The organism is Paenibacillus sp. 2003 (genome assembly GCF_031455635.1).
Classification (GTDB): Bacteria; Bacillota; Bacilli; order Paenibacillales; family Paenibacillaceae; genus Paenibacillus; species Paenibacillus amylolyticus_B.
Genome location: NZ_JAVDTB010000008.1, coordinates 197,141 through 220,344 on the forward strand (window position 1 = coordinate 197,141; position 23,204 = coordinate 220,344).

The 23,204-nt window shown below is 44.1% G+C and carries 16 protein-coding genes; 2 read left to right on the plus strand and 14 right to left on the minus strand.

The genetic code is table 11. The annotated features are described in order from the left end of the window. Nucleotides 1-614 precede the first annotated feature (614 nt). From J2X75_RS25165 to J2X75_RS25190, 6 genes are all read right to left on the minus strand, one after another. Nucleotides 615-845: a hypothetical protein gene (locus tag J2X75_RS25165; RefSeq protein ID WP_310341344.1), complete on the minus strand. Its 231-nt coding sequence runs from the start codon at nucleotides 843-845 to the stop codon at nucleotides 615-617. 11 nt (nucleotides 846-856) lie between these two features. After that, nucleotides 857-5,530 carry an RHS repeat-associated core domain-containing protein gene (locus J2X75_RS25170; protein ID WP_310341346.1) on the minus strand — a complete coding sequence of 1,558 codons (4,674 nt, stop codon included), beginning with the start codon at nucleotides 5,528-5,530 and terminating at the stop codon, nucleotides 857-859. A 31-nt stretch (nucleotides 5,531-5,561) separates the two neighbouring features. Then, nucleotides 5,562-8,858, minus strand: a complete 3,297-nt coding sequence (locus tag J2X75_RS25175; RefSeq protein ID WP_310341349.1) for an RHS repeat domain-containing protein — start codon at nucleotides 8,856-8,858, stop codon at nucleotides 5,562-5,564. Nucleotides 8,859-9,223: 365 nt separating this feature from the next. After that, nucleotides 9,224-9,976: a peroxide stress protein YaaA gene (gene yaaA / locus J2X75_RS25180; protein WP_310341352.1), complete on the minus strand. Its 753-nt coding sequence runs from the start codon at nucleotides 9,974-9,976 to the stop codon at nucleotides 9,224-9,226. Between the two features lie 214 nt (nucleotides 9,977-10,190). Continuing rightward, the gene (locus J2X75_RS25185) at nucleotides 10,191-11,069 is read right to left on the minus strand and encodes a prohibitin family protein (protein WP_310341354.1); all 879 of its coding nucleotides are present in this window, start codon (nucleotides 11,067-11,069) and stop codon (nucleotides 10,191-10,193) included. Beyond that, a complete protein-coding gene (locus tag J2X75_RS25190) occupies nucleotides 11,047-11,205 on the minus strand; it encodes a hypothetical protein (RefSeq protein WP_176872558.1) in 159 nt (52 codons plus the stop codon). Before J2X75_RS25190 ends, J2X75_RS25185 begins: the two co-directional genes overlap by 23 nt. A gap of 646 nt (nucleotides 11,206-11,851) precedes the next feature. On the opposite strand from J2X75_RS25190, the gene J2X75_RS25195 reads away from it, so the two are divergent. Next, complete coding sequence (locus tag J2X75_RS25195; RefSeq protein ID WP_310341357.1) at nucleotides 11,852-12,409, plus strand: hypothetical protein; 558 nt, start codon at nucleotides 11,852-11,854, stop codon at nucleotides 12,407-12,409. Between the two features lie 225 nt (nucleotides 12,410-12,634). Here the strand turns inward: J2X75_RS25195 and J2X75_RS25200 are convergent, their stop codons facing one another. The 8 genes from J2X75_RS25200 to J2X75_RS25235 form a co-directional block, all read right to left on the minus strand. Continuing rightward, complete coding sequence (locus J2X75_RS25200; protein WP_240662101.1) at nucleotides 12,635-13,396, minus strand: DUF2935 domain-containing protein; 762 nt, start codon at nucleotides 13,394-13,396, stop codon at nucleotides 12,635-12,637. 351 nt (nucleotides 13,397-13,747) lie between these two features. After that, the gene (locus J2X75_RS25205; RefSeq protein WP_124116115.1) at nucleotides 13,748-14,164 is read right to left on the minus strand and encodes a DUF1259 domain-containing protein; all 417 of its coding nucleotides are present in this window, start codon (nucleotides 14,162-14,164) and stop codon (nucleotides 13,748-13,750) included. 307 nt (nucleotides 14,165-14,471) lie between these two features. Then, nucleotides 14,472-15,098, minus strand: coding sequence for a cell wall hydrolase (locus J2X75_RS25210; RefSeq protein WP_310341407.1), 627 nt, complete (start codon nucleotides 15,096-15,098; stop codon nucleotides 14,472-14,474). Nucleotides 15,099-15,770: 672 nt separating this feature from the next. Further along, a complete protein-coding gene (locus tag J2X75_RS25215; RefSeq protein WP_124116114.1) occupies nucleotides 15,771-16,988 on the minus strand; it encodes an MFS transporter in 1,218 nt (405 codons plus the stop codon). A 113-nt stretch (nucleotides 16,989-17,101) separates the two neighbouring features. Next, a complete protein-coding gene (locus tag J2X75_RS25220; protein ID WP_192134087.1) occupies nucleotides 17,102-17,917 on the minus strand; it encodes a carbohydrate ABC transporter permease in 816 nt (271 codons plus the stop codon). A gap of 49 nt (nucleotides 17,918-17,966) precedes the next feature. Further along, nucleotides 17,967-18,839, minus strand: coding sequence for a carbohydrate ABC transporter permease (locus J2X75_RS25225; RefSeq protein ID WP_017687487.1), 873 nt, complete (start codon nucleotides 18,837-18,839; stop codon nucleotides 17,967-17,969). A 3-nt stretch (nucleotides 18,840-18,842) separates the two neighbouring features. Then, nucleotides 18,843-20,117 (minus strand): ABC transporter substrate-binding protein, encoded by a 1,275-nt coding sequence (locus J2X75_RS25230; RefSeq protein ID WP_310341363.1) that lies wholly within the window; start codon nucleotides 20,115-20,117, stop codon nucleotides 18,843-18,845. Between the two features lie 226 nt (nucleotides 20,118-20,343). Then, nucleotides 20,344-21,525 (minus strand): LLM class flavin-dependent oxidoreductase, encoded by a 1,182-nt coding sequence (locus J2X75_RS25235; RefSeq protein WP_310341410.1) that lies wholly within the window; start codon nucleotides 21,523-21,525, stop codon nucleotides 20,344-20,346. A 735-nt stretch (nucleotides 21,526-22,260) separates the two neighbouring features. Here J2X75_RS25235 and J2X75_RS25240 point away from each other — a divergent pair. Then, a complete protein-coding gene (locus tag J2X75_RS25240; RefSeq protein ID WP_310341366.1) occupies nucleotides 22,261-23,133 on the plus strand; it encodes a helix-turn-helix transcriptional regulator in 873 nt (290 codons plus the stop codon). Nucleotides 23,134-23,204: the final 71 nt, after the last annotated feature.

Consider the following 23,204-nt stretch of genomic DNA (forward strand, 5'->3'; position numbering starts at 1 on the left):
TATATATTTAGATGATCACCAATTCTTGCTAAAATGGTACATTGTCGCCAAAAAAACATGTGCTAGCTCTTCATCATAATCTGAAATGTGTTCTTGATATGCTACTTCAAATTCAGGAAACATATCAAAAAACACTTTGGTTATTACACTTTTACACATAACACACCTTGTCCTCTCATTTACTGTTAAGATCCTTTAATCAAGTGGACTTTTACTAGTAATCTAGTAGAAAACAACATGAAATATAAATGCTTTGTTAGCATCTCTTGAAGAAAGGAAATTATAGTTTATGGAATTCACTTGATCTTCTCTCACATAAAAAGTTGATGTATATTCAAGGAATTGAACCAGAGAATTAAAAATCTCTTTAGCCGTTACTTTACTGAATCATCCTAGTTGGTTAGGTGAATTCAATTCCCAGGTACACTCGCCCCGTCATAGTGCCTTTCAAAAGACTTAAGACAAATGAGCCAGCCCACTAATGGACTGGCTTAATCATTAAAACTAAAAAAGGCATCATCAAACTAATTGTTGTTACTGAATCAAATACTCTTGTGATGTTTAACTACATGTGGTCTATAGTTTTTCCAGCCATTTAATGCAGATCTATTTCATCAAATATCCTTAAGTAAATCGTGTTCAAGGTCCCAAGGCTCTATCGTTTTTATTGCACTCAACGGAATCAGTAATCGTGTATCATCGTGAGCCTCTTCAGGTACAATCACTATAACATTATTAAGGTAATAATAATTAATGTAGATACCAATTACATTTAAGTTGTCAAGAAAAGTTACCTTGATTCCTCTATTTAGATACCCCTTCATAAATATCTCTTGTTTTTCCACAATCTATCCCCCTACATCTTAATTATTAAATTTTTGTTTCCAGCTTTCCAATCAAAATAGTAAATTCCTTCATCTGCCCAAACTTGAATTGCATACATAATAGTTGTTCCTTTATACCTTTCTGCAAGTTTGGTGCTTAGATTCATTATATCCTCTAAATCATATTCAACATTATAGTATGTTAAATCATATATAGCCACATAAGCTCCTTGTTTTTCAATTCCATATGTTATCGCACTCATAGCACTGGTCAAATTAAATTCCCCTTGTTCGGGATTGGCAGTTTTTAATTCAACCTTATGGTATCCGTTAATTTTGAAGTCATACTGTTTTGAATCTACCTTCGCAGGGTTTAAGTATACATCTTTCCCCATATGTCTTAATATATCAACTACGTATCTTTCTGCTGCGGTTAAGGCTTTCCTGTCTTTAGCTCTGTCATAGTCATATTTTCCAATTTTTTCTCCTTGCACGTAGTCGCCTACAGTTATGCCGAAAGATTTTAAAGCAAGAAAATCGGCACTTCTTATTTTAAAATTTCCACCTGGGTCACTATACTTTAAAGGATTATTTTCTACATAAGTATATAGATTCTGACTCAGTGGATTCGTCATTTCCCCTTCATACGTATCCTCACCAATAAAACGTGCCATGCCTGGATCATACCAGCGTGCTCTCAGATATTGCAGCCCAACCGTATCATCCCAATACTCCCCTGCATAGCGAAGCATATTCGGTACGGTTTCTTCCGTCGTTAACGGTCCGCCCCAGATATCATAAGTATAACTGTTCAGAACCTTGCCTGTATCGTCAACGAGGCCTACGACATCTCCATGTCCGTTCAACTGGTAGTATTCCAGTTTACCAGTTTTCTTGTCTTGTCGAGCCCATAGTTGTCCATACAAGTCATAGATATAGGCGTAAGTCAGTTCTGCTTTTCCAGAATTTACAACAGCCTCTGCCATCAGTTTGGCTTGCTCATCGTAATAATAACGAGTCTGTTGCTCGCCTTCCGCACGTTCGTACAGCAATCCATCCCCATTATAGCTGTAGGTTACCGTTTTGCCTTCACCTGTTGCCTTGATCAAACGATTCTGGCTGTCATACGTATATTGAGCATCCTTTAAGCCGTACACCTTACCGCTTCCGGTACTATATCGGTTACCATTGCGATCGTATGTGTATGTTTCCTTTTGCGTACCCGTTTCTGTCTGAATTCGGCTCAGTTCATCATACGTATATTGATCAGTTTCCCCGTTCTGTGTACGGGACGTGATATTTTTGTTGCCGTCGTATTCATAACTAAACTGTTGAACTGCGGACGTTCCTTGCGAGACCGTAACTCCTGATAAATCATATCCGCTGAACTGATAACTTGTACTAAGACCTTTACCAAATGACAATTTTTCCAACATGCTGTTTGGTGCATAACTGAATGTCATACGATCTACAGGTGTTGTTCCAGAGGTAATATCCATGGAAGTTACTCGCTTCATAGCATCTACTTCACCATGAACGCGCAATGCTTGTCCTTTGTTATCTGTCAGGGTATACCCTAGACGTTGCTGGGTATTATTTTCATAATTCAGTTGTGTTCCATCTGGAAACGTTAATCCGTTCAACATACCATCTGATACTTGATAACTATAAGTGGTCTTGCCATGATCATCGGTCATGGATGTTCTGCGTCCAACATGATCATACGTATAAGACACGCTCGTATCCTGTGCTTTCATGCTTGTGAGCATGTCGTCACTATTGTACGTATATTCTGTTACTTTTCCAAGTCGATCCTGCTTTTTGATCAGATTACTTCTTTTATCATAGTAGTAGCTGGTTGCAGAGCCATCAAGAATTGGTGGTGTCTGCTTGATCAGTCTTCCTAATTCATCATACTGTTTGGTAACTGTCTGACCATTCGCTGAAACGACCTGAGTCACTTGGCCTTGATGACTGTAGAAATAGCGACTTGTTTCTTGTTTGGCTGTTGTCGCAGTTGCAATTCGCCCTGCGGCATCATACGTATAAGTCGTTCGTTGATTATTACCATCAGTGGATGCAGTTACGTTTCCATCGAGATCGTACTCGTTTTGTTGTAACGGAACGTATGTGCCATTACGATACTCTTCCACTACGGTCACACGACCTAATAAATCTTGCTTCTCTCGTGTCTTGTTACCAGCCGCGTCTTCATAGATAACCGTCCGATCCGCAGCATTATAGACTTTCGTTGCTATAGTCTCATCTGGATACTGTGTTCTAAGTGTTCGCCCAAATGCATCCATTCCGTATCTTGTAACATTACCTTCCGCGTCTTCTACAGCCGTGACATTGCCCTCACGATCGTATGCATACTTATAAGTAGCCACAGCCGTCTGTTCTTCAGCCAAAAGACCTAACGGATTGTATCGTTCTTTGGTAACCATATTATCTGGCGTCGTATTGGCGATGACATTATTCATATCGTCATATGAGGTAGTTGTTTTCGTGCCATCGGCATGTGTGACCTGAAGGATTCGTCCTGTCTGGTCATACTGATACGTTTCTTCTTCTCCTGAAGCATCTATTGTTTTTTTCAATTCGCCGGCGCTGTTATACTCATAGGAATCCACATAGGACTCTGCTCTGCCAGCCACATCAGTTACCGTGATAGTTTTTGATTGGACTAAATGCCCTGCGTTCGCATTATAACTCAGCGTTGCCACGCTGTCTTTAGCCAGATAACCGCCTTTAGCAGTGGTGTTGATGACTCTTCCCTTATCATCTAGCTTTAATTCCAATTCAGTGAGCAACTGCCCACCGTATCCATTTTTAGTTGTGCTTTTCAAAACGGAACCTTGGCTGTTATATGCTGTTTCGGTGTATCTGTCCAAGGTACTATTAATCTTGCTGGTCGAACGAATAGGTTTGATCCAGTTGTATGGAGCTTTGCCAGTTTCGTAAGCAAAGGTGGATTCCTGTCCTGTGCTTTGTTTCTCGGACGTCACCATGCCGTTGGCATCATAAGCGATAGTCGTTATCAGCTTTTCGCCTGCACGTCCACCCTCACTAACCCACTCCGTCATTTGAGTCGGAAGGTTTCGCTTCGTTTGGTTATCGTACTGTAACTCCGTGGAATAAGTCACATCATCTCCAGTTAACGTGTGCTTATCTGCTTGAACCAAATCTGGATGCGCTGCATCGCTAAACGTTTTAGAGAACGTCCGAGTATCTACAGTGTTCACTGCTTTCAATTTCGTTGTCCATGAGGCGGATTGACCGTATGCTTCCAGGTCTTCTCCAGAATATTCAAAGTTAACCTTGTCCAGAACGCCTTCGCCTTCCGTTGTACTAAACTGGCTCTTGCGCTCTCTTACTTTGAATACGAAATGGGAGGAAGCTTCGCCAATCTGCTTCAGCGCCGGAATATATGCATAATCCGTTATAGCTGATGAAGGGCTTGTAATACGCGATAACAGCGCTGTATGCATCACACCTTGAGCATTTTGGTTGCTTTGCAACTCAGGTAAAAAGTTGAATTTGGATTCCGGATAATAATACGTATACGTCGTTGTCCGATCGAGAGCATCCGTGTATTCTCGCAAAATGCGAATGCCTTCGTCCTCGCGTTGCGTGTATGTTGCTTTCCGATCCGTTCCGGCAAGCTGTACAGTAACCTTCAGATTGTCATAAGCAAATGTCAGCGCCTGACCTTCACTGTTTTCAATTCTTGCAATGGCTTGGTTTCCATTCAATGTCGTATAGTGAAAATTCACGCTATTGCGGTAGCCATCTGTAATTTGCAACAGTTCTCCGGCTTCATTAAATAGATAATCATAGCCGTTACGGATGGATAGACGATAACTGCTAGATACGCCATCAACAGTCACGGTCGCATCTCGCTTAACGGTTAAGTCATTCCATACGTAACCTTCCAGTTCCAGGTTCGAGTTTAAGCGGTAATAGCCCACGCCTGGAATCAGAATATATTGATTATCACCACGCTTTTCCATGAAAGGAATGTCCCAACGCCAGCCTTGCCCCAATCCAGCAGAGAGTTCTTCCTTGCGTGGCGTAACCATATTGGAATATGTCTGTGTCGTTTCGTCATATTCAACGCCCAGCTGTCCACTCGCTCTAGCGCTGTCATAGACGCGTGTCAGATCAAACGGAATGAGACCAGGTAGAGAAAGGTCAGTACTCTGAATCATCATTTCCCCTGTAGCGGTTGAGATGGATTCTGCTCCATAAGACGTCATATAAAGCGATGCGTCATCTCGGATATCGACATGGTTAAGTCCAGTTTCGTCCACGGTCGTTCCCGTACCTGGAGTATCCTCATTAAGAGCATTAATCGAGAAGTTGTTTTGCTGTGATGAACCGGAAGGGCGTAGCCCCTCCATTTGAATTGGTTCGCTTATTTCTTGTGCTTCTAGCCATTTCTCAGCAGCCTCGCCGCCTGTGCGATCTGTCTGTAAAGCTTTATACAACTGGTACAGCGAGTAACCTTGATCTAGTTTTTTCTCAATCCAATCTTCCTTGATACCAAATTGCTCTTTTAAACTATGGATAGTAATGTAGGTAGCGGAAGGAAGGGAATCCCTGCCTTCTGCCGCCGCTGCTGTTTGTCCTCCATATCCAAAAGAACCGAATCCACTAAGAACCAATATGACGCATAACCAAGTAATCGTTATTTTCTTAAACACTCCATCACCTCAACCTAGATTTAGACAATCATTAATTAAATGGGAAAATCTTTTTCGTTCGTTTCGTTAAATTACCGTTGCGATCATACTCAAACACAATTTGATCTCCTGTAAATAGAACGACTTTAAGCAATTGATTGCCATAGCCGTACTCATAGCTATTGTCATTACGAATGTTCATCCATGCTGCTTTTATGGCTCCCTGAATCGGTTTTCCTTCTTTTTCACTTAGCTTGAGATAATAATTCTGTCCACCTTCAAGCTCCCATTCAAGAACGGTATATTGCTCACCATATACCTGTTCTTGCTCTATTGAAGCAGCTACCGGAATGCTCAATTCCTTATCTGAATACAATTCGATCCGAGGCTCAATAGAAAAATCACCTGATTCCTTTATCGCAATCCGATACTTGTCAGAGCTATAGGGGCTAAAACGGTAGTACACATTCCCTTGCTGAACTGTGGGAAGCGCCGTCTCTGTATTTTCATACAAAGTCAGAAACTCCACTTCCACTTCCTTGACCGTAAAGTTACGGTAAGGACCTACAAATCTCAGCGATTGGGATGACACATTATGCACCTGAAAGTCAAACTTCCCAGGTATGTTTTGTGATCCTATCGCATTCTTCCCTTCCCTAACAACCCCTTGATTCTGATTCCGAATAACGTAATCATAGGTCAACCCTTCTACATGAGATGTAATGAGCGGTGCTGAATAAGATGATGTGTTGGAGAATAACACCGTGTCATTTGGAGCCAAACTCCGTTTGATGAGTGCAGGCTCTTGACTAGGACTAGCTGTCACAGGAATGTCATACTCAATCGTTACCGGCTCTGAAGATACTACGGTTAAGACTAGCGTTCCACCCGCTGGAACTTCCCATGTTTCAAGACTTGAACCTTCTGTTAGATACCGATATTTATCTGTTCCTTCATAGACCACAAAATCCACAATGGAATTGGTTGCTCTAATCCGATTCAACTGAGCAGGTTCCGAACCCGGATTTGTAAATACTGCGCTCTGCCCTTGGTTAACAGTGATTTCCGATTCTGGTGAAGGGACTTGATCATCTTGTCCACGGAAAACGCGGTAAATCCCACCATACGTTATGGGTTGATCCGAGATGTTGGTAACAACAACTTTTTTACCACCCAAGACATACGCCTCGATCGCTGTTGCTGTTCTACTGCTTGACACTGTTCCATCTACGTTGTAAATCGTGTAATCATACACCCGTCCCGCGCTGCTGGAAGCATCATTTCGGACCCTTTTCGAATCTGAGCTTATGTTGGTAAAGGCATAGCTCTCGCCTTTGTTCAACGTAACGCGCAGATAAGCTGGTTCCTGGCTATCCACTACAGAGAAATCATCCGTGTATTCAAATGTTACAGGTGTACTTCCCCCTACGGTAACGACGGCTTCACCACCAGAAGGAATGGTAGCGAGACTTACATTGCTATTGAATTTGTCACTATGTGCTCTGCCGTCTGCCTTATACACCACAATATCAAACAGTGCACCTAATTTTTTGGCGTTACTCCGTATTGGGTTGCTGAGTGAGCCTCCATTATGGAATTTTACCGATTGACCCGGTGATACCGTAATCTTAGTTAGTGCTTCATTTGGTCGATCCTCTACATCAAAAATGGTGTAAATCGCACCTATGGTTACAGGCTCCGCAGATACGCCTGTGATTACTGCTTTATTTCCATAGTAAACAACTGGTTCAACCGCTGTTGCTTTTCTTGTACTCCGTTCTGTGCCATCCGGATAATAGGTGACGTAATCAAATATCCGCCCTTGGGTGGTGGACGCATCACTATCTAGATATTCCCGGTCGGTACTGTTATTCCAAAATGTCGCGCTTTCTCCCTGTTTCAGTGTTACGCGATGGTACGCAGGTTCCATGCTTTCTTCAACCGAGAAATCATCCGTATAACTAAACTCAATTGGGACTTGCCCAACTACGGTCACGACTGCGTAACCTTGTGAGCGAATGATCGGATTAGTATTTTTGTTGAATCCATCCGAATGAACAACGTTTTCTGCTGTATAAAGAACATAGTCAAAAACGGCTCCATTGGTACTACTTGCATTGTTTTTTATCGGATTGGCCAACGAACCATTATTACTGAAAATCATAGATTCTCCAGGATATACAGTGATTCGAGTAATCGCATCACCACCGGCTTTTTGGACATCAAATGTCCGATAGGGCACACCATATGTTACAGGCGTTGCTGTAACCAAGGTTACAACGGCGGTTCTTCCTGCTGCTACAGTAGGTTTAGTGGTCGTATTCGTCCCTGTAGAACTTTCCGTTCCATCCGGAAGATAAACAACGTAATCATGCTTATCTTTGGTCGTTCCATCCGTTTGGAGCGCATCCGATTTGGAACTGATGTTGGTGAACTGGTAGCTCTCGCCCTGATATAGCGTTGTACGCGTATAGGCTGGCTCATCGCTCCACTCACCGGTATAGACTTCATAGGGAAAACCAACACTAACAGGCTGCGAGCCCGCTCCAGTAATAATAATTTCATTCCCTCCTGCAAGTGAAGGTTTTCCCGTCGTTTCAAAATTGGAAGCTACAAGACTACCATCTTCTTTGTAAGAAGCGTAGTCTATTTTTCTGTCCTGAGCCGTGGAAGTATCGGCACTTAAAACTCTTGACTGTGTCCCTTCATTAAAGTATCGATAGCTCTCTCCTTTGGATAACAAAACCCTAAGCATGGCAGGGTTAGCTGATACACTGTAGGAAAATTCTGAACGAATTGTCACTGTAAAAGGATTCTGACCCGTCGAGGTGATCACAGCTGTATAACCTGAACCTACTGATAAACTACTAGTAGAGTCCATGTTTTCGCTCATGATGCTGCCATCTGGTCTATAAATAACGTAATCGTATGCACTGCTTCTTGAAGTCGCGGCATTGGTACTTAACGATCTTGCGGCACTTCCGTTATTCGTGAACGTATAGGAATCTCCGGGACTCATGGTCAAAGTTCCGTCTGCCATGGCCATAGCTTGAGGAGAGAAAGAGTTTTCCCCGTATGTATCATCAGTTACCGTCGCTTCATCTTCTGCTTCTTCGATAACTTCGTCTACACCTTCTGGTTCTTCGTAGACATCCGGATCAATAACATCCAGATACTCGCTGTCTGTTAAAGCTGATTCCTCCATAGAAACATCAACATTCTCCGCGCTACTTTCACTTGTTATTATGGCATCCGATTGATCCGAAAGCGCATAACCGCTAGTCGGATACACGGTTCCAATCAACAACAAAGCCATCAGAAAAACAATAAAACCTTTTCTTAAACTCATGGAATTCATATTCCTCCTTTATGTTTTTCCTCCATTTCCTCCCTCAACAGATATATAAATGGAGCCTAATAAATAATTATCGTCATTTTCCTTATTTTAGGACATAGTAAATTAGTCCCTAAATTCAGGGACTTTTTTCCTTTTATATCTCAGATAACAATTTAAAATATAACCTGTCATTATCCTGATACAAAATAGAATAATAGCTTAGATGTATTTCAAATGCTATTTCATTTGAATTAATCGTCTTTCCTATTTTCATTAGAACTTAGATTTAATATCCAAAAAATAAAAAAAGCCGCCAGTTGGCGACTTTTGGGTGAATAAATAGTTAACATTCTGATATATGATCAGCGGACAGCAGGCTACTTTCCCTCTGCTTGTATGAATACATACGTACTCTCATCGGATCGCTCTTCTGAAAAGGCAAAGTTTAACCGATCAAAGTTTCTCACGTCCTTCACATCTGTAATCTTGTGCTCTGCCATATAACGTACCATTTCACCTCTGGCCATTTTAGCCCAGGTTGCCTTTTCAACAAGTTTTCCATCAACCATTTGTCCGAACACACAAGTGATCATCCGGGTTTCCTTTTTCAGGAAAGGCGTGATGTTCTTGCTATACTCTTTGGAAGCCAGATTCAGAATGCAGTTGCTTTCCGATTGAAGCTGATCTGCCAGCTTGCTGCCCCAGAATTGATAGAGTGACTTGAAACCTGGACCTTGCAGCTTGCCCTGCATCTCCAACCGATAAGGGGTAACCCCATCCAAAGGCCGCAACATGCCATAAAAGCCGGATAATATACGTAAATGCTGCTGAAGATACGCCAGTTCCTCATGTTGAAAAACACTTGGCGCCATATATTGATACTGAATGCCCTCATAGGCATAGATGGCTGGCGTAAGATTTGCTTTTATATTCATATTCCGAATCCGCTCCACGTTCTGTTCGGCGATTGCATCATTACACTTCCACATCGCCTTGAGCTCGTCATAGGATAACTTTTGAAGCAAATTCAATAGCTGTTCTGACTCATTTATAAATTGTGGCATCTCCGCGATAGCCATAAGATCGGTATCGATCTTCATCTTTTTAGCTGGTGATATGATAATTCTCATCGTGCTGATCCATCCTTAATCTACCGTTGTTATTGTCGTTATCCATTGTACAGGATTGGCTAAGTGAATCCAATGGTGAAGCTAACGGTTTCTCCTGCGGTATCTTTAAAAAGACTCAAAAATGAACAAGTCAGCCCACAATTGGACCGGCTTGTTCATTAGATTCAATAAATTCAATTGGATTAGTAAGTATTAAGTGCATTTTCAACCGCTATTAGGGAGATACGTTCCCCGCGCCGCTATTTTGCTCTGTTTTTGTAGTCGGCAATTGAATCATTGGCGTATTGGACCCACTTACATATGGAAGGGCTCCATCCCATTTCTTGATGGTTTCATATTCAACGAGTTGGCTCGATAAGGATTGTTGAAGCTCTTTATTGGCTTTAGCTTGACCTTCTGCTTCGATCAATAGTTTGTCTGCATTACCTTGCGCTTCTACGCGCTTACGATCTGCTTCTTTCTTGGCGATCTCAAGTTCAGTCGTTTTACGTTCCAGCTCTTGAGAAGCTTCGACACGCTTATCGATTGCTTCCTGAGTCTTAGCGTCAGGTTGAGGAACACCTACAGTAACGTTGGATACAATAAATCCTAACTCTTTAACGTCATCAGAGAAACGTTGTTGAACATCGACGCCTGCTTCAGATGACTTTTCACCATACACATCAATGACTGTAAACTTGGAAATTCCTTTACGGGCTGCGTCACGGAAACGTGTTTTGAGATATGTATCCTCAATTTCTTGAATGCTAATTGGCCCAAATGTATTAAAGATAGAAGATACTTTACTTGGTTCTACTTGGTAGTTGTAAGCAAAATCGATGGTGATGTTTTTTCCGTCAGAAGTTGCAATCTGAATGTCTCTGTATTCCACCGTTTGAATTCGGATCGGATATTTCGTCACTTTATCAAACGCTCCAACGAGTTTCCACCCTTGACTCAGTGTGCTATCTTTTACGCCTCCATTTGGTGAATAAACGACACCAACATATCCATTAGGAATTCGTGTTAAAAAGAAGGTCACCATTAGCACTCCCACAATAATAACGAATGCAACCGCAATTGCCCCTACCCTAAACGTCTTTGAATTTTTCATCAACATTCTCCTCTTGTTTAAATTTATTGTATTTCTTCAGAATTCTACTACCTATTTTATTGAATAGCGGGATCATTAATGCCCATAGAATAAATGCTAGGATAAAAATCAAAATGATTCCCCCAATAAATGGCATATTCGTCCTCCTTCGTAAAATGCTCTGTTTAAATGCTACTTCTCCCTTCAACCAAATTTATAATTAATAATTTATATTCTTCTTTATATATACTTTATTATATTCGATTTGGTTTCAATGATATCCAGCGCCGCTTCTTGTAGCCCTAGAATTTCTAAAAACGATATGCGGAAGAAAATGGTGAGTGAGGGACTTCCAGTACCCGGTTATTTCTAACCAGAAAGTGGCGTACGTGTGGCCGATGCTGCCCTACTGACACAAAAAAAGAGCCATCAAATTGTTTGATGGCTTTTCGAGCAATGATTGGTTGATTTCTAGTTGTGTAGAAGTGGCGTAATTTGAGCTGCCTGAGCTGCCCAGCAGTGCGATAGCGAGTAGTAATTGAACAATAAACATGTGAGGGACACCCTTTCTCTCTAAAATATAATTAAATAGGAACATCAACCCCACCTGGTTGTTATCTGAAAAATAATATCACTGATATGGTATTGGTGGAATGAACTTAAGCCCAAAGTAATAATAATCATAGCAGCCTATGGATGCTTCTCCTGAACAAGTCATGGAAACTGGTTTAGAACCTTTCCGGTCCGAACGCAATTATAATGGATGGGAGCCAGAACTCGATGAATTCGAGCAGGCTGCCAGCATGCTTGAAGATAAGCTTTACCAGAGTGCTGTATCACCGATCCTATCCAAACCTGGCGATACAGGAACTTTCGATTACGGCGGACATCTGAAATTGCTTAAGTCTGTACCTCTGGATGCACGTTTTGAACGTGGTCCACTAACCATTCATGTTGTTCATGCTCAATTATTAGAGGCCATTGATATTCCTGAGAATTCCCGGAAAAACATTTCCATTCTGAATCGAGAAGATATCGGTTCTAAGATCACTTATATCAATATCCTCTACACTGTGGAAAATACAACCGATCAGAATATCGGATTCTATGGTTTGAATTCCGTCCATCCGAACACGGGCAACCCCATCTCCGCAGATCGCAATTTTATGAGAAAATCATATGTCTACAATCAGTATGATGGCGTAGTCATCGATAATACGCGTTATGGTTTGGTATATACCGATGACCCGGATGAGCTGGAATCCATTGAACTGGTTTTCAATAGAATTTATGACTACGAGACTGGGAAAACCATTGTAGAGCCCACTTCGTTGAACATTCCTTTTAACTTTCAAGAGTAGTGTCCACCCACGTTTCAGCCCTTTTTCAAATAAGGAATATTCAGCAGTTTCGCTCACATCAACAAACCCCCGGCAATGCTTCTGCATTCAGCAGCGTACAGCCGGAGGTTCATGGTCATATTCACCTTTTTCTATGGTTTAAATACTATCACGGGTAAAACCATCATGTGGTGTTTAACTTAGGGTCAGATGACTATCATTTTATGACCTGCTATCTACTGTATTTTAATGCATGATTTCTTTCTTGTTTACCTTCATGCCAGACAATGACTGATCGAACATGTCAAGAACAAATAAGAATCTTTCGGCTTCACGAAAAACGTGATCTGCTAATAAGGGGTGAATGATACTTTTGATTCGACACTCCTCAATTAAGTCGCGCGCAGTCTTCTTAAAGTCTCGTAACGATTGAACTGAAACGCGGTTTTCATCAACAAATTGACTTAGTAAGGGATGGGTTTGCGATTGTGGACGCATGGAACTTAAATCGATGGCTTGAAACATCAGCGTATCAAAATCTTGACTAAATTCCCTTGCTTGTTCCACTAATTTTCGCTCGGATGGATCAAGAAGATGACCTATAAATTTTGCATGGTCTGCCATGATTTTGAGGAAAAATACATTCTCATCGATAATCGCATCAGGTAATGGTTCAAGCCTCCCGCTATTGAGCTCCTCTAACCGATTTCTAAAGTAATTGGCTTCTCGGCTAACATGATCCACAAGCAAAGGGAAATTGGTTCCCCCCGGAAGTTGACACCGTAGTATAAGCCCAAGCACTTTTCTTTTAAATGCCCATATGTGTGCAGCCGCATTGTGAACTTCTGAATTAAACTGTCTAATGGTTTGCGGATCCGTATCTGCTTGAAAAGAATGTGATCTTCTTTCAATATCCTCAAAGATCGCATGGAATTGATTAGCCTCATTAATTAACTGCGTATCTTCACACCGAAATCCTAGTCGAAGAAAGAAGGAATGTTCTTTCATAATGCGTGACCAAAACCGTATTTCGTCTAATGATTTGACAACAAAAGGATCCGACAAACCTTATCCCACCTTTCAGCACAATTAATAAGTAGACCATTTAAATATGCCATAATAGCAGAGTATATGGGGATGCCATGTTTCAATATGCTATCGAAAAATAAAAAATCAAGATTAATAAGGTGTGAATTTAAATACTTTTTACAATTGCCTTCTGAGTGAGGAAAATTTTCAAATATATTTCACAAACCCGCCTACAGGGATTGGATTTCACACTAAACACGAAAAGGACGGGTCCCAATGGATCCGCCTTTTTGCTCTTTAACAGATTAATAACTAAAACCGCCCTGTATTTTACTTTTTAGTCTTTTTTGGAAGTATTCCTACAGCCCTTGCAGCAGCAGCGCTTTTTTCTACAAACGCAACCGGATTATCAATGGATTCCCAGTGGATATATTTGAATTGAATATTTTGGAATATCCAGTGGTTATGAATTGCACTAACTTTGATACCCCGCTTACGTAATTCTGAGACAAAAGGATTGATTTCACTTTCCAGTATGACTGTTTCCCCCAAGTTTAGAGTGCGCCCACGGGAGTCACGAGATTCTACAGATAATGCAAATGGTAATGTTAAAGGAGATCTACTGCGCCGACCTAGAATCTTAACATTTAAATTCCGTAAAGTTTGAACAACGCAAGCTGGTTTAGTCGCTGCTACCTGTCCGCCAATAATTTTAGCTAAACGCGCACATAAAGCTTTTTCAATCATATTAAAAACCTCCCTTATGAATTCAACGAACAATATATAATATGATTAACAATTTTAATCTGATAGGAACATTTGATAGAGTATACTCGTATATTTTTCACATACCGTTAGAGCTCATATCAGGACAGAGATATATGGCTCATCACCAAAACATGCAATGTCACGTCAAGCACTCTCCGCAAAACTGACTTCTTAACGTTTCAGCTGTCAAACTAACAAACCCCCGGCTGGCGCGTCTGCATTCAGCAGCGCATAGCCGGGGGTTATTTAATATTTACAATTATTTTTCTTAATTCCTCTACCTAACTTAACGTGTAAAATCATGCTGACCAATCGTCAGCAACGTCGGTCTGCTCTTGCTCCACACCGAAGTGGCAATCTTCGGATTGTAATAATACAGCGCTCCGTTTGTCGGATCAGCGCCATTCAATGCCTTACGAGCTGCCCTGTAAGAAGTCTGGGTTGGCTTGGTATTAAACTGCCCATCGTCCACGGCCGTGAACTGACCTTTCTGGAAAATGACTTTGGAGATCGATGATGGAAATGCATTCGAGTGCACTCGGTTCAAGACAACTGCTCCAACAGCGACTTGCCCTTCAAAAGATTCCCCGCGCGCTTCACCATGGATCAGCTTCGCCAACTGGCGCAGCGTTTCGCCCTCGGCTTTGGCCTTTTTGTTCAGCCTGTTCAGTGTCGCGGGACCTGCAATACCGTCTGCACTCAGTCCCTGCGCCTGTTGGAACTTGCGGACAGCACCTTTGGTGATGGTACCGTAATATCCAGTCATTCCAGCATCGAAGTAGCCCAGATCGCTTAATTGCTCCTGCAATTGCAGCACATGCTCGCTACGAACGCCCTGTTCCAACTTCTGTGCTCCTGCAGAAGGAGCTGCCACGGTCAATCCCAGAGTCAATGCGCAGGTACCGAGAAGCATGCTGACCCGCCCTGCTCTTTTGCCAGCCGTTCTCCCCTTCCCATGAGTGACTTTCCGACTGACAGTGATAGGTTCCATGGTGTCAGCAAACGTCCGCACATCAGATCCTTCATCTGTACTACTGGTTCTAATCAGTGCATTCTCGCTTCCCGTGTTGTCCATGTTTTTTGTAATCGTCATGTTATTCATCATATTAGTGACCTCCATCTCTTTCATAGGTTTACTTTCGTCCACAACATACACATCATACATTCCGTTCATCTGACTCAGTTCATTACTGTTATTATCGCTGTACGTTACATGTATGTCGTTATTCATATGTGCACGCACCATGTCAATCACGTTATTTTGGCTTCCATTTACTGTATTCACACGAGACGTTTCATTCATTTGTGCCATCTGCTTATACTTCTTCATCATTCCAGTTACCTCCACTTTTCTGAATCCACACAGTTGGACATCCCGAGTGTCATTATAGGATATAGAAAAAATGAAGTCTATCGGACCGATGACGCAGTGAAAAAACGACGCTGAACATAACAAAAAGAGGCATGAGCCCATGGTCACACCATGGTCATGCCCCTTCTTGTATCAACCTTATACCGCTTGTCCAACCCGTTATTTCCGTAGGCAGGCAGACCCGTACAAAAGTTGCGTTGTATTTATTGACAATTACTCAGCCAGTTCTTGACCCTTCGTTTCCCGGCCCCAGAACAGTACAGCTGCTGCGCCAATGAGGATTGTCACGAAGAAAATCGTGAAAATCAGGCTGATTGCCACTTCACGCTGAACCAGCATACCGACCATCAGTGGAGCAAGTACACCACCGATCCGGCCTACCGATGTGGCAAGACCGACACCCGTCGAACGAACGGAAGTCGGATATAATTCCGGGCTGTACGCGTACAATCCACCCCAGGCACCCAGGTTGAAGAACGAGAGGCAGATCCCCGCAGCCAGAATCGTTGCTTCCGTGGTTGCGAGTCCAAATGCAATCGCACTGCACGCAGTCAATGTAAGATAAACAACAAGTACGAACTTGCGACCGTAACGTTCAATGAAGTACGCCGCGGTGAAGTAACCTGGCAATTGTGCGATCGTCATGATTAGCACGTATTGGAAGCTTTTGACCAACGTAAATCCTTTAGCCATTACAACCGAAGGCAGCCACAGGAACATGCCATAATAAGAGAAAATGACGGTAAACCATAAAATCCAGAGCATCAACGTTGTACGGCGATGTGGTGCTGACCAGACGGTAGCCACTTTCTCGCGGAACGTGATTTTACGAAGCTTGGCATGATTCTTGTACCGCGGCGGGTCCTGAATGGCACGACGCAGATATAATGCGTAGAACGCCGGAAGCGCACCAATGGCAAAAGCAATTCTCCATCCGTACTCCGGAATGACAAAGTTGGCAATGAGCGCCGATACAATCCAGCCTCCTGCCCAGAAACTTTCCAATAATACAACGGCACGTCCACGTTCTGCTGTAGGCATCGACTCCGATACCAGTGTGGATGCCACAGGCAACTCTCCGCCAAGTCCAATACCCGCAACCAGACGTAGTGCACACAATACGGCAAATCCAGTCGCCAATGCAGATAGACCGCTTGCAATCGTGAAGATTAACAAGGTCCACATTAGAATGGCCTTCCGTCCAAAACGGTCCGCAAGTGCCCCTGCAAGCAAAGCGCCTAATGCCATACCGATGGAGTTGATACTCGTAAGCACACCGACTTGTCCGGGACTGAGACTCCATTCCTTGGCGAGTGCAGCCACGATAAAAGAGATCATTCCGACTTCCATCGCATCAAACAGCCAGCTCATGCCGGCACTGAACAGCAGCTTACGCTGCTTGGGATTCCGCAATACTTCCAGTTTGCTCATCACTTATAGCTCCCTTGATCTCTATGTAGTCACTCTGACACTAAATCATTATTATGCAGAATGCTCCAGAAATCAATGCAAAATAAGCTTTTCCTTCCGATTTCTACGATACCTCACCCCTTGAGTGAACCCGCTGTCAGACCTGCAACGAAGTAACGCTGGAGTAACAGGAACAGCACAATCATCGGAATAGCAGTAACAAGTACACCCGTAAGCATCATCGGATAGTTCGTCACGTATTCCCCGCGGAACTGCATAAGCGCAAGCGGTAAAGTGAGCTTGGACTTACTGCTGAGCATCAACATCGGAATAAGCAAGTCATTCCATACCATGACGAGCAGGAACGTAGCCGTTGCAGCCAGCGAAGGTGCAGCCAGTGGCAGTGCAATCCGAGTATAGAGTCTCCATTCACTTGCTCCATCCATACTGCCCGCTTCCAGAATCTCCGAATTGAGCATGCGCATAAAACCTGTCAGCATAAATACTGAGACAGGCATGAGCATCGCGGCAGATACGACAATCAATCCCGTCAGACTGTCCGACCACCCGAGTGTACGCGTGAGGGAATAGATTGGCAGCATGCTCACCTGTGAAGGAACGATTAGCCCTGCCACGAACAGCGCAAATACGATTTTGCCTACGCTGCCGCCCCAGCGGACAATAGCGTAAGCTATCATGCTGCTTAGCAGCAGCTCAATCGCAACCGTACCCAGCGTTACGACCATACTGTTCCCGAAGTATTGCCACATCGGCTGATTGCGAAACATACCAATGACGTTATCCCACGTGAACGGATCCGGCCAGCTGAATGGACTGGTGAAGAAGTTGCTGCTTGTTTTGAACGAAGATACAAATACAAAATACAGCGGAACAAGAATCAGCAGCGCGTACACCAACAGGATCAGTCGATTGAACCATTTTAAAACCATGTGAACTCCCTTCTGCCTCGATTGCAGGATGAATGCTCCAACATCAACCTCAATAGCTTACCCGGTCGGCACGCAGTGCCTTGAACTGCAACAGTGTCAAGAGCGCGAGCAACACCAGGAAGATCATGGAACCGGCAGAAGCCAGACCAAATGAATAGCTGCCAAAGGCGGTATGATAGATATAGGTTGTCAAAATTTCAGTTGCGTAGTTCGGGCCTCCGTCCGTCATGGTGAAAATGAGGTCAAATGCCTTGAACGACTGAATGGTCGTATAGGCCACCACAATCGTTGCCGAAGGTGCCAGCAGCGGCCAGGTCACGGTACGGAATACCTGCCATTTGCTGCCGCCATCCATGCGAGCCGCTTCATACAGTTCTGCCGGGATGCCTTGCAGACCTGCGATGAATACAATCATCATCTGGCCGGCATGGGCCCATACCTGTACCGCAGCGATGGAATAGATGGCGATCTTGGGATCACCAATCCAGTTACGAGCGATGCTGCTCATCCCCGCCTCATTCAACCCATAATTGATCAATCCAATGGATGGATCATACATAAATGCCCAGATCAGTCCGACCGATACGGAGGACAGAATCGCTGGCAGGAAATACAATGCCCGAAGCACAATGCGTGTCTTGGTATTGCGTACCAGGAGCAGCGCCAGGACAAGTGAAATAAAGGTTTGTGCAATAACAACCGTTAACATGAACTCCACGTTATTGCCAAAGGCTTTGCGGAATACGATGCTGCTGAGACTGTCCTTGTAATTATCCAGCCCTACAAATGCATACGACGGGGATACCCCATCCCAATCCGTAAAGGAATAGAACAGCCCCGTCAATGTAGGAAATACGAACAATCCAACGTACAGCAGCAACCCGGGGATCAGAAACAGGGATAGCTGAAGACGGTTTTTCATCGTTTATTTCCCGATATGCTGATCAATGATCGCTTGTGCCTGCTGTGCTGCTTCTTCTGGAGAAGTGCCGCTCAGTACAGCCTGAATGGAGTTGGTTACTGCTTTTTGATTATCTCCGTTCAGGATGGTGAACCGTGGCTGGAACACGGTTTTTTTGCTCGCCCATTCTCCGGCTACCTGAAGCTCAGGCGTATCGTACTTCACATCATTTACCGTTACATTCTGTCCTGTCTGGTTGGCGTAGTCACTTGCTACATCGGGATTGCTCAAAAATTCAAGGAACTTCTTCGCTTCTTCCGGATGTTTCGATTTGCTATTCACCGCGAGCATGAATGTAGTGGTATGCACCCCTTCATATTTCGCCTGATCCGCACTTACTGTAATTGGTGCAAGCAGTTTTTGCTCCAGATTCGGGTTTTGCTGTTTGTTCTGAGCGAGTTGATATGATCCACTTGCCAGCATGGCTGCTTTTTCCTGAATGAACAATGCGCCTGCCGCAGGGTCTTTGGTACCCAGTGCATCCTGCTGGAAGTAACCTTTATCGTTCAGTTCCTTGATTTGAGTCAACGTTTTCACCCAAAACTCATCCGTCAGTTTGGCTTCGCCAGCTTCTACTTTGGTAAAAATGTCGTCACTCGGTGCATTGTTCATCACCATCGTATTCATGAATTGCCCTGGGCCAATGTCCGCTCCGGCAAAGGCAATCGGAATGATGCCATTGTCTTTCAGCTTCTGGCAAAGGGCCAGGAAGCCTTCCCAATCGGTCGGCGGCGTCAAGCCATATTGTTCAAACAGTTTTACGTTATAGATTGGATCGTTATATACGAGTTGATACGGAATTGCATATTGCTTGCCATCGTGCTGTCCTGATGCAATCAGCTTCGAATTGTAGACCGACAGGAACGATGATCCGGTCAGATCCGTGAACAAGCCGGCTTTGGTGAAAGCTTCGAACTGTGCACCTGGGAAAGATGCAAATACATCTCCTACCGAACCGTCACTGATTTTGGATTGTACGGTGGACTGATATTGATCGGAAGGCAGTGTCTGCATCTCCACTTTAATGTTTGGATTTGCTGTCTCAAATGCGTCAATGTTCTTGTTCAGTGCTTCCACATCTTCTCCACGCCAGTGCATGAAGCTGATCGTAACTTTGCCTGAACCCGAGGAGCCGTTCTCACCAGATGACGCGTTATCCCCGCCGCCGCAAGCCGACAGCAGGATGGACATGACCAGCATACTGACGAGCGGTAGGAGCAATTTTTTATTTTTTTTCATGAAAGACGACCTCCTGAGGATGATTAATGTAAGTTGCACGAAAGTTTTTACATGGCGCACTCCGAGTGCAGTACCATCTTCCGATCGCTGTTATCCCCGAATCTCTTTGAATCATTTTTTAATGGTTAAAATTCGGGGATAAAGGCGAGCGCTCCGCTTCTTCAGATCGGTTCTCCCTCTCCGTTAAAGTGTAAAAAAAGGGGCACTTACTTAGATTGGTAGTAACTTAGTTAGTAGTAACTTGCTGCTTCTGTCTTGTTTTCCATTGCTCTCGAATGATCGGCATCACGGTACGTCCGAAGATTTCTGCCTCTTCCAGATGCGGGTAACCGGACAGAATGAAGGTTGTAACGCCGAGATCTCCATATTCCATCAAACGCTCTGCGACCTGTTCAGCTGTACCCACAATAAGGATTGCACCGCCGGAGCGCACAACGGACAAGCCTGTCCACAGGTTGGGACCTACGACAAACTGCTGCTTCTCGGACAGTTCCCGTAACTCGTTCTGTCTGCGTTGATTGGTTGCATCCGTCTCGGCAAAAGCGGCTTTGGCTTTCTCAATCGCTTCTGGTGGTACTTTGCTAATAATCTCCCAAGCTGCTGCCCATGCTTCTTCTTCAGTATCCCGAATGAGCACCTGAGCACGCATGCCGTAACGGAGCTGACGATCTTGTCCCGTTTCCTCTTTCACCTGCTGACGAATGACCTCAATCTCTTCGATCTGCTCCTGAATCCAGTCATGAGGCTCGCCCCACATAAGGAACGTATCCGCATGTTCAACGGCGACCTTTTTGGCAATCGGAGAACTTCCTCCCAGATAGAATGGTGGATGCGGATTTTGCACCGTCTCCGGCATGCCTACCGGTCCTTTGAAGTTGTAATACTGGCCATTGAATTCAGGATTGGGATCGCTGAATGCATCTGCACCAGAGTTTGAACCACTTCCGGCAAACTCCGTCAGATTCAGTCCCGTCGATTGTGTCCATGAACGCTTCATGACTTCCATATACTCACTCGCTCGTACATACCGTTCATCATGCGCATGTGCCAGTGGATCGCCGAGTTCCTCCAGATCGCGAACAGAACTGCCTGTCACCACATTGATCATGGCGCGACCACCAGAGAGCTGATCCAGTGCCGCTCCCATTCGTGCAGCGAGTACGGGTGTAACCAAACCCGGGCGAATGGCCACAAGGGGACGCAATGTCTTTGTGTGACTCATTACTGCCGAGCCAACCACCCATGCGTCTAGACAGGCTCCCCCTGTCGGAATTAGTACAAATTCGAATCCTGCCTTCTCCGCCGTCTGTGCCACATCGATCAGATAATCCAGACTTGGCTCCCGCTCCGGGACAACCCCTACATACTTACCATCCCCTGCTGTAGGCAAAAACCATCCAAACTCCATTTCTTCCTGTTCGCTCACAAAAGTCAATCCCTTCTATGAATAAATAAAGTCTCATGTTAAAAATAAGATTACTGTTCTGCCACTCGGCCGTTCCGGTTACGAATCGTTCTTCCGATCACTGTTATCCTTGAATTTTTTTGATTCTCCTTTTTAAAGGTAAAAATTCAAGGATAAAGGCGACCGCTTCGCTTCTACAGAATCGATTTCGTCCCCTCCACTACGTTTGCACTGGTTGAAATTGATTTTTAAAGTGTGCCTAATTTATAACTCATTTTCAAAGTAGGCACCCAAATGCCGATTAATTAACTTGGTTTAATAGGTATGGACATCATATCAATTGATTTGTCTGTGATCAATGTCATTTCGCGGCAATTTCATTTTGTCATTTTGTGGTCTTTTCACAGATTTAGGTCTTCCCGATCTTGAATATGCATAAAACCCACCTGTATAATAGGTTTAAATACATGTTCAAAAAGTCTGGTTTTCAGTACCGAGAAGATGGAATGAAGTTAGAAATGGAGTAGCGGAGCGTAGGAAACCTACGTGAGCAACCACAATGTTTCCAAAGGAAACATACTTCGTAAGCCTCCCGCTTATTTCGGCTGAATTTCAGCTTCGATGTTGATAATGCCACTTGACATGATTCGTAATCAAAAGTGGACTTTTTAGACTACATCTGTAAGTGAAACTTTTAGATCGTATCTACGATACTTATACATTAAAGAGGTGTTCCTGATGACCGAGAGTATGAAGGAGGACCACCATGAGTTTTTGGAACTTATTTTCTTCACTCCATCTGAATTCGAGAAAGCTGGTGGCGCCTGGCCGATTCGCATCGGCCGTAATATAGCCAAGACCAACTATCATATTGGCCCGCGCACTACGCCTTATTATTATTTGCTGTTTGTACTGGAGGGGGAAGGTACATTCATACAGAACGGACAGCGTCACGCCCTTCGTGCCAGGGATGCGTTCTGTCTGTTTCCACATGTTACGCATGAGTACTGGACGGACCCGGAGGACACGTTGCAGAAAATATTTATTGCCTTTGACGGCGCACATGCAGCCGAGCTACTGTCTCGAATTGGACTTACACCCGACTCACCGTATCGTTCAGGTGTACTGACGCCGGAGACTGCAAGCGCCATGCGTTCGTTCATGGAGGATGTTCGCAAACCGCAGGACGGAGCGAGTGATCTGGGACGACTCACCCGATTTCTAAACCTCTTCGACCGAATTGCCCGGTCCCCCGCAATCAAAGGATTGCAACCGGATTCAGCCACACCTTGGCTCCAGAAAGGCAAGGAATACATGGATATTCATTTTGCAGGCGGCATCTCCGTGGAAGGCGTGTCCGCTCATGCGGGTGTGGATCGAACCCATTTTGCCAAACAGTTCCGCAAAGCCTATGGTCTGTCCCCTGTGCAATATATCCAACAATTGAAAATGAATCAGGCCAAACGCCTGCTGGTGCAGACGCCGCTAAGCTTAACTGAAGTGGCTCACTCCGTGGGTTATCCCGACTTGTTCTCCTTCTCCAAAGCGTTCAAAAAACAAGTCGGTTTGCCACCCAATCGTTATCGTACAGCGGAGAGTACTAAAGAATGAGGGAGCGACCTTTCGCTCCCCAGCCTATAATCCACGCCTGTATACGTTGTGTAAGATGTCACCTCTACCAA

What these genes read in the sequence shown, in the direction of transcription:
- J2X75_RS25175 (WP_310341349.1), bottom strand. Translation starts at nt 8,858, where the DNA reads ATGAGTTTAAGAAAAGGTTTTATTGTTTTTCTGATGGCTTTGTTGTTG.
- yaaA (WP_310341352.1), bottom strand. Translation starts at nt 9,976, where the DNA reads ATGAGAATTATCATATCACCAGCTAAAAAGATGAAGATCGATACCGAT.
- J2X75_RS25185 (WP_310341354.1), bottom strand. Translation starts at nt 11,069, where the DNA reads ATGAAAAATTCAAAGACGTTTAGGGTAGGGGCAATTGCGGTTGCATTC.
- J2X75_RS25190 (WP_176872558.1), bottom strand. Translation starts at nt 11,205, where the DNA reads ATGCCATTTATTGGGGGAATCATTTTGATTTTTATCCTAGCATTTATT.
- J2X75_RS25195 (WP_310341357.1), top strand. Translation starts at nt 11,852, where the DNA reads ATGCTTGAAGATAAGCTTTACCAGAGTGCTGTATCACCGATCCTATCC.
- J2X75_RS25200 (WP_240662101.1), bottom strand. Translation starts at nt 13,396, where the DNA reads ATGAAAGAACATTCCTTCTTTCTTCGACTAGGATTTCGGTGTGAAGAT.
- J2X75_RS25205 (WP_124116115.1), bottom strand. Translation starts at nt 14,164, where the DNA reads ATGATTGAAAAAGCTTTATGTGCGCGTTTAGCTAAAATTATTGGCGGA.
- J2X75_RS25210 (WP_310341407.1), bottom strand. Translation starts at nt 15,098, where the DNA reads ATGCTTCTCGGTACCTGCGCATTGACTCTGGGATTGACCGTGGCAGCT.
- J2X75_RS25215 (WP_124116114.1), bottom strand. Translation starts at nt 16,988, where the DNA reads ATGAGCAAACTGGAAGTATTGCGGAATCCCAAGCAGCGTAAGCTGCTG.
- J2X75_RS25220 (WP_192134087.1), bottom strand. Translation starts at nt 17,917, where the DNA reads ATGGTTTTAAAATGGTTCAATCGACTGATCCTGTTGGTGTACGCGCTG.
- J2X75_RS25225 (WP_017687487.1), bottom strand. Translation starts at nt 18,839, where the DNA reads ATGAAAAACCGTCTTCAGCTATCCCTGTTTCTGATCCCCGGGTTGCTG.
- J2X75_RS25230 (WP_310341363.1), bottom strand. Translation starts at nt 20,117, where the DNA reads ATGAAAAAAAATAAAAAATTGCTCCTACCGCTCGTCAGTATGCTGGTC.
- J2X75_RS25235 (WP_310341410.1), bottom strand. Translation starts at nt 21,525, where the DNA reads ATGGAGTTTGGATGGTTTTTGCCTACAGCAGGGGATGGTAAGTATGTA.
- J2X75_RS25240 (WP_310341366.1), top strand. Translation starts at nt 22,261, where the DNA reads ATGACCGAGAGTATGAAGGAGGACCACCATGAGTTTTTGGAACTTATT.